Genomic DNA, 10,890 nt, shown 5'->3' with positions numbered 1-10,890 from the left:
ACCTCGCCGCCCGCACCTCGCCGCCCGCGCCCCCGCCCGCCACTCCCCGCCCCTCCGGCCGCCGGGCGCACGCCCGGGGCAGGGCGGCCAGGACCGGTGCGCCCGAGGGGCGCGGGTTCCTCGCCAAGGCCGCCGCCGTGACCGCCGGCCTCACCGCGCTCGGGGCGCTCCTCGGGCTCGTACGGGACCAGATCCTCGCCGGGTACTTCGGGGCCGGCGCGGAGACGGACGCGTTCCTGGTGGCGTGGACGGTGCCCGAGTTCGCCTCGACGCTGCTCATCGAGGACGCGCTGGCGCTGATCCTGGTGCCCGCGTTCTCCCGTGCCCTGGCGCGGCGTTCCGGCGGGCCGGGCGAGGATCCGGTGCGCGCCCTGGTGCGCGGCACCCTCCCCCGGCTCACCCTCGCCGTCGGGGTGGTCGCGGCGGCCCTGGTCGCCGCCGCCCCGCTGATCGTCCAGGTCCTCGCGCCCGGGCTGCCCGACCCCGGGCTCGCGATCGACTGCACGCGGCTGACCGGGACCTGCGTCCTGACGTTCGCCCTGGTCGGCTACTGCTCGGCGGCGCTCCGCGCGCACGGCTCGTTCGTGCCGCCGGCCACCATCTACGTGGCGTACAACATCGGCATCATCGGCACCATCCTGCTGCTCCGCGAGCCCTGGGGCGTCCGCTCGGCCGCCGCCGGGGTCGCCGTCGGCGGGATCCTGATGGTCCTCGTGCAGGCCCCCTCGCTCGTCCGGGAGCTGCGCGCCCGGCCCGTACCCGTACGGGAGCCGGAGGCGCCCGCGTCCTCCTTCGGCGTCGAGGGCCGCATCCTGGTCCTCGGCCTGATCGCGCCGGTCGTCGCGTTCTCGCTGTCCCGCCAGTCCCAGACGCTGATCGAACGCTTCCTCGCCTCGCCGCTGCCCGCCGGGGCCATCTCGCATCTGAACTACGCGCAGAAGGTCGCGCAGATGCCGATGATCCTCTCCCTGATGCTGTGCACGGTCAGCTTCCCGGTGGTGGCCCGGGCCCTCGCGGCAGGCGACGCGGAGGCGGCCCGCCGCCGGGTGGAGCGGGACCTGCTGCTGGCCGCCGTCGTCGTCCTCGTCGGCGCCTCGACGGTCATCTCCGCCGCGCCCCGGATCGTCGAGCTCCTCTTCGAGCGTGGTGAGTTCACCCGGGACGACACCGTCGCCACCGCGGCCGTCATGCGGGTGTACGCCCTCGGCCTGCTCGGCCAGACCATGGTCGGGGCGCTGGTCCGCTGCTACTTCTCCGCCGCCCGCCCGCTCTGGTACCCGGCGGCCGCGATGGCCGCCGGGCTCGTCGTCACCGCGGTCGCCGGCATCCCGGGCGCCCACTACTGGGGCTCGGTCGGCATCGCCGCCGCCAACGCCCTCGGGATCACCCTGACCGCCGTCCTGCTGCTGCGCGGCGCGCACCGGCAGGCCGTCCCGGTCCACGTCGCCCGCCTCGGCGAGGGGCTGCTCCGGCTCGCCACCGCGGGCGCGTGGGCCACCTGCGCCGGCTGGCTGTGCTCACTCGCGATCGGGCCCGCCGCCCTCGCCGTCGCCGTGGCGGGCCTGGTCGTCGCCGGCGTCTTCGCGCTCTTCCTCGCCTGCGCCCCCAGGGCGCCGGAGATTCCGCCCCTGACCCGCTCCGTCTTCCGGAGGACCTCCCATGCCCGCCGCCACCGCGCTGAGCCGTCTGCTGCCGAAGCCTCCCCTGTGGATGAAGCCTCCCCCGTGGGTGGCGATGTACCACTCGATCGCGGACCCCGCTGACGATCCGTACCGGGTGACCGTCTCCCCCGTGCGCTTCGCCCGGCAGCTGCACTGGCTCGCCGACCGGGGGCTGCGCGGGGTGTCGGTCGGGGAGCTGCTCACCGCCACCGCGGAGGGCCGCGCCGGCGGGCTCGTGGGCCTGACCTTCGACGACGGTTACGCGGACTTCGTCGACTCGGCGCTCCCGCTGCTCCGCCGGCACGGCTTCACGGCGACGGTGTACGTCCTGCCGGGGCGGCTCGGCGGCGAGAACACCTGGGACGCGGACGGCCCCCGGAAGCCGCTCCTCGACGAGGACGGCATCCGGCGGATCGCCGGGGCGGGCATGGAGATCGGCTCGCACGGTCTCACGCACGTCGCGCTCACCGAGGCCGACGACGCGGAACTGGCCGACCAGACCCGGCGCAGCCGCGCGCTCCTGGAGGAGATGACGGGCGCCCCCGTCGAGGGCTTCTGCTATCCGTACGGCCGGGTCGACCCGCGCGTGATCCAGGCCGTGCGGCGGGCCGGCTACCGCTACGGCTGCGCGATCGACCCGGGCCCGCACACCAGTACGTACGCGCTGCCCCGGGTCCACATCGGCGAGGGCGACACCCCGTGGCGGCTCACCGCGAAGCGGGTCCTGCACCCGCTGCGCCGCCGTCGTCCCGCCGACCTGCTCCCCGCGCCGTACGGCCCGGCCGTGGTCGGTGCGTCATGAGGGTCCTACACGTCATCACCGGGCTCGGCATCGGCGGCGCCGAGCAACAGCTGCGCCTGCTGCTGCGCCATCTTCCGGTCCAGGGGCGGGTGGTGACGCTCACCAACCCCGGCGCCGTCGCCACCGGCATCGAGTCCGACGGCACGCCCGTGACCCATCTGGGCATGGCGGGCAACCGTGACGTCGGCGCGCTCCCGCGGCTGGCCCGGATCGTCCGGCAGGGCCGCTACGACCTCGTCCACACCCACCTGTACCGGGCCTGCGTGTACGGCAGGACGGCGGCCCGGATCGCCGGGGTGCGGCCGGTCATCGCGACCGAGCACTCCCTCGGCGAGACCCAGATCGAGGGCCGACCGCTCTCGGCGGGCACCCGCGCGCTCTACCTCGCGTCCGAGCGGCTCGGCACCTCGACGGTCGCCGTCTCCCCGAGCGTCGCCCGCCGGCTCGCCGACTGGGGGGTACCGCCGGACCGCATCCGGATCGTGCCCAACGGCATCGAGACCGACCGCTTCGCCTTCGACGCCGATGCCCGGCGGCGCGCCCGGGGGGCTCTCGGGCTGCCCGAGGACGCCTACGTCGTCGGCGGGGTGGGCCGCCTCACGCCCGGCAAGCGGTTCGAGCGGCTGGTCCACGCGGTGGCCGCGATCCCGGACGTCCGGCTGCTCCTCGTCGGTGAGGGCGAGCACCGCGCGGAACTCCTCCGGACGGCCCGCGCGTGCGGGGCCGCCGACCGGGTGCTGCTCGCCGGGGCCTGCGAGGACCCGCCGGGCCCCGGCACGCCGGGGCCCTCGCTGCCCGAACTCCTCGCCGCCATGGACGTCTTCGTGTCGACGTCCCCCGACGAGACCTTCGGGCTCGCCGTCGTCGAGGCCCTCGCCGCCGGACTGCCCGTCCTGTACGTGGCCTGCCCCGCCGTCGACGACCTGGCCCCGGAGGCGGCCCCGGGCGCGCGGCGGATCGGCGGGTCCGTCCCCGAGCTGATCTCCGCGCTGCGCGGCGTCCACGGCGTCCGGCCCGCCCGGTTCCCGCTGCCGGCCGCCGCCCGCCGCTACGACATCGCGCACAGCGCACAGCAGTTGATGTCCCTCTACGACCAGGCCGTCCACGGCACCCCCTCCTCCGCGAAGTGAGAGAACCCGTCCGATGAACACCACCCCACGCCGCGCCCTGCTCCCCGCCGGCCTGCGCGCACCGGGCCGCTGGGCGGTCCTGCCCGCCGCCGTCCTCGCCGGAGCCGCCCTCGGCGGCGGTTACGGGGCCCTCCAGACCCCGGAGTACGCGGCGACCAGCTACGTCATCGTCGTCCCCGCGGAGAAGTCCGACCCGGCGGCCGCGATCGGCTTCGCCCAGGCCTACGGCCGGGTCGCCACCGACATCGCGGTCACCGGCGACGCCCAGGTGTGGGCGGGGGTCACCGCCGACACCCTGCGCCGGGACGTACAGGCGGCGACCTCGCCGGACGCCCCGATGATCTCGATCACCGCCAGGGCCGCGAAGCCCGCGAAGGCCGTGTCCATGGCGGACGGGGTGGCCCGCGCGCTGATCCTCGACAGCACCCATGTCGCGGGCAGTACGGGCGTGAAGGTGGTGCAGTTCTCCCGGGCCACCAAGCCGGTCGCGCCGGTCTCGCCGTCCGCGTCGCTCTCGGCGCTCGTCGGCGCCTGCGGCGGCGGGCTCCTGGGCGGTCTCGCCCTCCTGGTCCGGCCCCGGCGTGCCGCCGCGCGCGGCGAGGCCCGGCACTCCCGGCAGGCCGCGCCCGCCGGATCCCCGGCGGCGGTGCCCGCACCGGCCGCCGCGGCGCACCGGCCGGAGACGGTATGAGCCCGAGAGCCGTGAACGTCCCGCCGGGCCTGCGGACGGAGATCTGCCGTGACGAGGAGGGCTTCGGGCGGCTGGCGGCCGAGTGGACGGCGCTGTACGGCCGCTGCTCCACCGCCACCCCCTTCCAGTCCCACGCCTGGCTGCACTCCTGGTGGCTCTCGTACGGCAGGCCCGGTGCGCTGCGGCTGGTGCTCGTACGACGGGAGGACGGGGAACTCGTCGCCGCCGCGCCCCTGATGCGCGCCCGCGGACCGCTGCCCGTCCTCACCCAGCTCGGCGGCGCGATCACCGACTTCACGGACGTACTCCTCGACGACGGCTGCCCGGAGGCGGCGCCCGCGCTGGCCTCGGCGCTCGCCCGGGCCGCCCGCGGCACGGTGGTCGACCTGCGGGAGGTGCGGCCGGGGGCGGCCAGTGAGCGGGTCCTGGTGCACTGGCGGGGGCCGCGCCGGCGGATGCCGGACTCGCTGTGCCTGGAGCTGCCCGCCGTCCCCATGGAGGGGCTCCTGGCCCGTATCCCGTCCGGCAAGGCCCAGCGGGTCCGGGCCAAGCTGCGCAAGCTCGACGCCCTCGGCATCGACGCGCACGTGGTCAGCGGTTCCGAGGTGCCCGCCGCCCTCGACCGGCTGCTGCGGCTCCACCGGCTCCAGTGGCAGGGGCGGGGCGTCACGGCCGAGCACACCAGCGAGCGGTTCGCGCAGCACCTGACGCGGGCGGTGCGGCCGATGGTGGAGCGCGGGGACGCGATGGTGACCGAGTTCCGGCTGGCGGGGGACGTGGTGGCCGCCGATCTGACGCTGATGTCCCCGCGGCTCGCCGGCGGCTACCTGTACGGCGCGGACCCGGCCCTGCGGGCCCGCAAGGTCGATGTCGCGACGATGCTGCTGCGGCACGGCGCCGGGGAGGCCGGCACGGGCGGCCGGGCCACGCTGAGCATGCTGCGGGGCACCGAGGCGTACAAGCACCACTGGCGGCCCGAGACCGTCGGCAACCAGCGGCTCATGCTGGCCGGCCGGGGTACGGCCCCGCTGCTGTGGCTTCGCGCGGCCGCGGCGGACGGGCGTCGCTGGGCGGCCCGGCAGGCGCGGGAGCGGGCCTGGGTGGGCCGTGCGCTCGGCCGGACGCCCGGCCGGACGCCGAACGGCGGCGGCTGAGCGCCGCCGCCGTCCCGGGGTCAGAAGGGCCAGACGCCCTCCAGTGCGCCCTTCCAGTCGAGGTCGACCTCGTCCTTCCAGGAGTCCTTCGGTACGCAGACGGGCCCGCCGATCCAGCTCTCGACCCATGAACCGAGGTTCACGGTCCAACAGACGGGCTTGGGCTCGACCTCGGGCTCGACCTCGGGTTCGGGCTTGGGTTCCGGCTTGGGTTCCGGCTTGGGCTCAGGCTTGGGCTCKGGCTTCGGCTCAGGCTTGGGCTCAGGCTTCGGCTCAGGCTTGGGCTCAGGCTTCGGCTCAGGCTTGGGCTCAGGCTTSGGCTCKGGCTTSGGCTCAGGCTTCGGCTCAGGCTTGGGTTCCGGCTTCGGCTCAGGCTTGGGTTCCGGCTTCGGCTCAGGCTTGGGTTCAGGCTTCGGCTCAGGCTTGGGTTCAGGCTTCGGCTCGGGCTTGGGTTCAGGCTTCGGCTCGGGCTTCGGCTCGGGCTTGGGTTCAGGCTTCGGCTCAGGCTTGGGCTCAGGCTTGGGTTCAGGCTTCGGCTCAGGCTTGGGCTCAGGAAGCGTCGGGTCCACCGGATCCGTGGGGTCGGTGGGCCACGTCGGGTCCGTCGGGTCCGTCGGCTCGGTCGGGAGCTCCGTCCCGTAGAGCATCTGCCGGAAGGTCTGCGACGACTGGGGATTGTCGTCGCACTGCCAGACGCCGTGCGGGCAGTAGTCGGTGATCGTGTGGTACAGCGGCTTGTGCTGTTTCATCCATTCCAGCATGCGCCGCATGTATTCGGGGTTGTCGCCGTTGCGGAAGAGCCCCCATTCCGGATAGGAGATCAACTTTCCGTGCTCGGCGGCGAAATCGACCTGCTTCTGGAGTCCGTACGGTTCGCTGACGTGCTCGTCGAATCGCGAGCCCCGGGGCTGGTCGTACGAATCCATCCCGATGATGTCGACGACGTCGTCGCCCGGATAGCACTCGGTCCACGGGACCGCGTCGCGGCCGCGGCTCGGGTTGAAGTCGAAGCGGAACTTCTGGCCGGGCACGGCCCGCATCGCGGTGACGATCCGGTTCCAGTACTTCTTCCACGCGGTCGGGTCGGGCCCGCAGCGGTGGGTGTACGTCGTCCCGTTCATCTCCCAGCCGAGGACGACGACGGTGTCGAGCGCCCGCAGCCGGACCAGCCGCTCGGCGAGGGCGGTAAAGTGGTGGTCGTAGTAGCCGGCGGCGCCGAGCTGGAGCTGGCGGCGGACCTCGGCGTCGGACACGCCGGCCTCGTTGCGCTCCAGCATGGGCACGTTGAGCACGAACAAGCGGTCGGCCTTGGCGTTGCGCCAGTTCGCCCAGGCGTCGAGGAAGCCGGGCGGACCCTCGATGTTCTTCCAGAGGTCGCCGGGGAGGTAGGTGTGGCCGACGCGGAGTTCGCGTCCGCCGAGCCACTGCTGCAGCTGCTCGATGCGGGCGACGCCGGGCGCGCCCGAGTCGAGGAACGCTCCCATGGCGCTGGAGAGCGAGGGCCCGGGGTCGCTCGCGGTCGCCGGGGCGGTGGCGTGCGCGGGGGACGACAGCACGACGGAGCCGGAGGCGAGGAGACCGGCGGTGAGCACCCCCAGCCACACGCTCGATCTTCTCCGGTATGTAGCCGCCATGGCCGCTCCTTCGCGTGGGACGCGCTTTGATGAACCGTCAATCCGATGTTCCGAAAGTATTCCTATTGAGCCGACCGTGAACGCGACTTTCCTCTGATCAGTAGTCCATTAGAGGATTTCATCGCCCAGTTGGGGCACCCGAGAGGAAGGGTGATGGCGTGCCGCGCCGCCAGAGTTTCGACACCAGCGTTCCCACCGTCCTTGTGCGCCTCGACCGAAACCCCTTCCACCACGGCACGCTCGGCGCCGCCCGATCGCTGGGCAGAGCAGGAATTCCGGTGCACGCGGTCATCGAATCCGGCACCAGCCCGGTCGCCCGCTCCCGCTATCTCCGGTCGGCCCGCGAGAGTCCCGGGGCGGTCTCCACCGCGGAGCTGGTCGCGCTCCTCCACCGGTACGCGGACGAGATCGGGGCCGCGGCGGGAGTATCGTCCGACCGACCGTCAACTCCGCTGCTCGTCCTCCCCCTGGACGACGTGAGCGCCCTGGGCCTCGCGCGCCGCCGCGCCGACCTCTCCCCCCGCTTCCTGCTCCCGGCGCAGACCGAGGAGCAGCTGCTGCGCGTCGCCGACAAGGCGGCACTCGCCGAGACCTGCGCGTCCCTGGGCCTGCCCCATCCCCGTACCGAACTGCCCACCGGCACCGACGAGGCCGCCGCCATGGCCTGGTCGATCGGTCTGCCGGTGGTCGCCAAGTGGAGCAGGCCCTGGCTGCTGCCGGCCGGCGGCGGGCTGCGCAGCACCTCGATCGTGCGGTCCCTGGCCGAGGTGCGGGAGCTGTACGCGCGGACCCCGGAGGCGGGCAGCCCGCTGCTGCTCCAGGAACTCCTGCCGGCGGGGCGCGACCTGGACTGGTTCTTCCACGGGTACGTGGCCGCGGACGGCGGCTGCACGACGGGGGCGACGGGCCGCAAGGAGCGGTCCTGGCCGGACGGGGCGGGGCTCACCGCCGTGGGCCGCTGGGCGGCGAACCCGGCCGTGGACCGCACGGCCCGCGACCTGTTCCGCGCCCTCGGCTACCGGGGAGTGTGCGACCTGGACTTCCGGCTGAACCCGTCGACGGGCGCGTACCACCTGCTCGACTTCAACCCCCGGCCCGGCGCCCAGTTCCGGCTCTTCGCCGACCCGGACGGGCTGGACGTGGTCCGGGCGCTCCATCTGGACCTCACCGGCTGCCGCGTCCCCGCGCACGCCCCGGTGCACGGCCGCCGGTTCGTGGTCGAGAACTACGCGGCCCTGTCGTACCTCACGGCGTCCCGCCGCGACCCCGTGGACGAGCCCGCGAGCGGAGAGGACGGGGAGAAGCGGCCGCCGACCGAGTACGCCTGGTGCGCGGCGGACGACCCCGCGCCGGCGCTCGCGATGGGCCTCGCCTGGTGCGGCCATCTGCTGCGCCGGGCGGTGTCCTCGGCGCGCCGGTACCTGACGACCCGGCGGGCGGGTCCCCCGCCGTCCGCGCGGACACCGCGGCCCCGCGGCTCCTCGCGGCAGCTCACCCCCCGATGAGGGCGGAGGACCGGATGCCGAAGTCGTCGACGTCGCCGTACGACCTGGTGGTCGTCGGGGCCGGACCGTACGGTCTCTCCGCGGCGGCGCACGCCGCCGCGCACGGGCTGCGCCTGCGGCTCCTCGGCCCCGGGCTGCGCGGCGCGCTGCGGAGGGTCGGCGCGGGCGGGGCGCCGGAGGCCGGGGCCCTCTTCGAGTCCTCGCGGCCGGGGCTGTTCCTCGCCGGCCTGCTCACCGCCCCCTCGTACGGCCCGTCGATGCGGTTCGTGCTGGACGCCGAGTACGCGGCGGGGCGCCTGGTGCGCGGGGTGCGGCGACGGCTGCGCACGGGAGCCCGGGGCGGTGCGGCGGGCCGGCCGCGTACGGAGGGCGGAGCACCGGTCGCGGCGTGAAGGGGCAGGGCGCCGGTCTCGGCGGGAGAGGGGCCGGCCCCCGGGGAGCGGAGGCTCTCCGGGGGCCGGTCACCGTGCCTGCGGGCCGTCGAGGGCTCAGGCGTTGATGCAGGTGTTGAACGCGGCCGGGTTCAGCGCGCCGATGACGTTCAGGCTGTTGCCACAGGCGTTGATCGGGATGTGGATCGGGATCTGGACGACGTTGCCCGAGAGGACGCCCGGGGAACCCACGGCCAGACCCTCGGCGCCCGCGTCGGCGAAGGCGGGGGTGGCCACACCCATGGCCATGATGATTCCGGCGACGACGGCAGCAGCCTTCTTACAGTTCATTCTCGTCTGCATCCTTTCGGTGGCGGAACGCTTTTCACGCAACACAACGAACATGCCGCACAAAGGAAACCGCGAGAAAGACCGCTGCCGTTCTTTCACTCCATTGCCCGCACGACACAGGGCCGGAAGGAGCTTTCACGCTCCTTCCGGCCCTGTGGGGCGTGGGACGGATCAGCCGTTGTAGGCGCCGTTCCCGGAGAGGACCGGGATGTCCTCCAGGACGTGCGACAGCGGCTCGTCACCCTTGGCCTGGGTGGAGTTCTCGGTGCACTGCTGGTTCTGCGGGGAGGACAGGACGTTGATGTCCTGGACCGCGACCGGGACGAGGACGCCGACGACCGAGCCGACGTTGCCCTTGACCGGGACGCCGAGGCAGAGCTTGTTCAGCGAGCCCTGGACGGCCGAGAACTGCGGGCTCATGTCACCGGTGGTCTTCGAGTTGCCGAAGGACTGGTGCGCGCCGTTGCCGCTGAGCGASGTSGTGCCGCCGTCGTRGSCGATGGCGAGCGCSGGGGAGGCCGCCGCAGCAGAAGCGCCGACAACAGAGGCCGTAACAGCCGCAGCCGCCATAATCTTCTTGATCACGGTGATTCCGTTCCTGTTCCCACCAATCGACGTGATTGATGCGACGGGATCAACTGCGGCCGGGGGCTGAGGTTCCGGCTCTTCACCCGTTCGACTGGCGCCCCGTTTGGCGCTGCCGCGTGCGCTCCCCCAGGGGAGTGACACAGCGGAACCCTGGCGTCCGATGGGTCTGCCGGCCAAGGTCAACGCCGGTTCGCTCATCGGGCTCGTCCCGATCGCGGTCCAGGACGTCAACGTCCTGTCCTCCCCGCAGAACCAGCAGTGCACCGAGAACTCCACCCAGGCCAAGGGTGACGAGGCGCTCTCGCACATCCTGGACGACATCCCGATCCTCTCGGGCAACGGCGTCGGCAACAACTGACGTTCCGCCTCCGCGCGACGACGTCCGCACGTCAGGGGCCGCCCTCCGGGGCGGCCCCTTTCGCGTCCCCGCACGACACGGGTCCGTCGCTACCAGCTCGGCCAGACCGGGGTGGCCATCAGCCGCTCCCACTCGCGGTCCGGCATCCCCGGCACCGTCCGGCCGGCCTGCGCCCACTGGGCCACGAGGGAGGAATAGAGGGGGAACGGTGTGCGGTCGGCAGGGGGCGGGTCGCTCGCATATCTGCTCTGCGGGTCGCTCACGTATCGGCTCTTCGGAATGAAGGCCATCCGTTCCCATTTCCCGGGATCCGGCGCCATCTTCGCTCCTTCCGCTGCGATTCCCGCATCATTCCACAGGCATCGCAGGAGAGTGATTCGTCCTGTTCACGTCGCGTCGCGGATCTGTGTGCGAGGGTGCTCGAATTACCGTGCGGGGATGAAATTCCCGCGATCACGGAACGCCCGACGTCCGCTGTTCGTCCCGGTGGCACTCGCCGCGCTCGCCGCTCTCGCTCCCGGCGCCCTCGCCCTTCACGCCGCGACCGGTGCTCCGCCCTCCGTACGCGGCCGGCCGGGCTCCCGTGCGCAGCCGTCGCCGCACCCCGCGCACCGCACCCCGCGCACCAGGCGCCCCGCCGCGTAC

General features: G+C 73.7%; 12 protein-coding genes and 1 pseudogene. 9 read left to right on the top strand and 4 right to left on the bottom strand.

Annotation, left to right across the window (positions count from 1 at the left end; all coding sequences use genetic code 11):
• The 5 genes from murJ to EAO70_RS07400 form a co-directional block, all read left to right on the top strand.
• A partial coding sequence (gene murJ / locus EAO70_RS07420) for a murein biosynthesis integral membrane protein MurJ (protein WP_187283779.1) occupies window positions 1–1,763 on the top strand: 1,763 nt, incomplete at its 5' end.
• Complete coding sequence (locus EAO70_RS07415) at window positions 1,660–2,463, top strand: polysaccharide deacetylase family protein (protein ID WP_148002211.1); 804 nt, start codon at window positions 1,660–1,662, stop codon at window positions 2,461–2,463. The genes murJ and EAO70_RS07415, both read left to right, overlap by 104 nt.
• Window positions 2,460–3,593, top strand: coding sequence for a glycosyltransferase (locus EAO70_RS07410; protein ID WP_148002210.1), 1,134 nt, complete (start codon window positions 2,460–2,462; stop codon window positions 3,591–3,593). Before EAO70_RS07415 ends, EAO70_RS07410 begins: the two co-directional genes overlap by 4 nt.
• 13 nt (window positions 3,594–3,606) lie before the next feature.
• Window positions 3,607–4,284 (top strand): lipopolysaccharide biosynthesis protein, encoded by a 678-nt coding sequence (locus EAO70_RS07405; protein WP_148002209.1) that lies wholly within the window; start codon window positions 3,607–3,609, stop codon window positions 4,282–4,284.
• On the top strand, window positions 4,281–5,438 hold the full coding sequence (locus tag EAO70_RS07400) for a GNAT family N-acetyltransferase (RefSeq protein WP_148002208.1): 1,158 nt from the start codon (window positions 4,281–4,283) through the stop codon (window positions 5,436–5,438). The genes EAO70_RS07405 and EAO70_RS07400 overlap by 4 nt, the downstream gene beginning before the upstream one ends.
• Before the next feature lie 20 nt (window positions 5,439–5,458).
• Here EAO70_RS07400 and EAO70_RS40245 read toward each other — a convergent pair whose 3' ends face one another.
• Entirely contained in the window at window positions 5,459–7,072 is a 1,614-nt protein-coding gene (locus tag EAO70_RS40245; RefSeq protein ID WP_148002207.1) for a glycoside hydrolase family 26 protein, read from the bottom strand.
• Window positions 7,073–7,230: 158 nt separating this feature from the next.
• Between EAO70_RS40245 and EAO70_RS07390 the strand changes: the two genes are divergently transcribed.
• Together EAO70_RS07390 and EAO70_RS07385 are read left to right on the top strand one after the other, a co-directional pair.
• Window positions 7,231–8,577 carry an ATP-grasp domain-containing protein gene (locus EAO70_RS07390; RefSeq protein WP_148002206.1) on the top strand — a complete coding sequence of 449 codons (1,347 nt, stop codon included), beginning with the start codon at window positions 7,231–7,233 and terminating at the stop codon, window positions 8,575–8,577.
• 14 nt (window positions 8,578–8,591) lie between these two features.
• Window positions 8,592–8,969 carry a hypothetical protein gene (locus tag EAO70_RS07385; RefSeq protein WP_187283778.1) on the top strand — a complete coding sequence of 126 codons (378 nt, stop codon included), beginning with the start codon at window positions 8,592–8,594 and terminating at the stop codon, window positions 8,967–8,969.
• Between the two features lie 96 nt (window positions 8,970–9,065).
• On the opposite strand, the gene EAO70_RS07380 is transcribed toward EAO70_RS07385, so the two are convergent.
• On the bottom strand, window positions 9,066–9,299 hold the full coding sequence (locus EAO70_RS07380) for a chaplin (protein ID WP_148002205.1): 234 nt from the start codon (window positions 9,297–9,299) through the stop codon (window positions 9,066–9,068).
• A gap of 171 nt (window positions 9,300–9,470) precedes the next feature.
• Window positions 9,471–9,884, bottom strand: a complete 414-nt coding sequence (locus EAO70_RS07375; RefSeq protein ID WP_148002204.1) for a rodlin — start codon at window positions 9,882–9,884, stop codon at window positions 9,471–9,473.
• Window positions 9,885–10,047: 163 nt separating this feature from the next.
• Here EAO70_RS07375 and EAO70_RS38980 point away from each other — a divergent pair.
• Window positions 10,048–10,245 (top strand): annotated as a pseudogene (locus EAO70_RS38980) (rodlin); the annotation flags it as partial.
• Window positions 10,246–10,334: 89 nt separating this feature from the next.
• On the opposite strand, the gene EAO70_RS37725 reads toward EAO70_RS38980, so the two are convergent.
• Window positions 10,335–10,508 (bottom strand): hypothetical protein, encoded by a 174-nt coding sequence (locus EAO70_RS37725; protein WP_187283777.1) that lies wholly within the window; start codon window positions 10,506–10,508, stop codon window positions 10,335–10,337.
• Between the two features lie 175 nt (window positions 10,509–10,683).
• On the opposite strand from EAO70_RS37725, the gene EAO70_RS38460 reads away from it, so the two are divergent.
• Window positions 10,684–10,890 (top strand): hypothetical protein (locus EAO70_RS38460; protein ID WP_222723448.1); only part of this gene is annotated, 207 nt, incomplete at its 3' end.

It is taken from the genome of Streptomyces sp. adm13(2018), from assembly GCF_008042145.1.
Classification (GTDB): domain Bacteria; phylum Actinomycetota; class Actinomycetes; order Streptomycetales; family Streptomycetaceae; genus Streptomyces.
The sequence above is the reverse complement of the archived record's forward strand: the minus strand, read 5'-3'. Positions and strand labels throughout refer to the sequence as shown.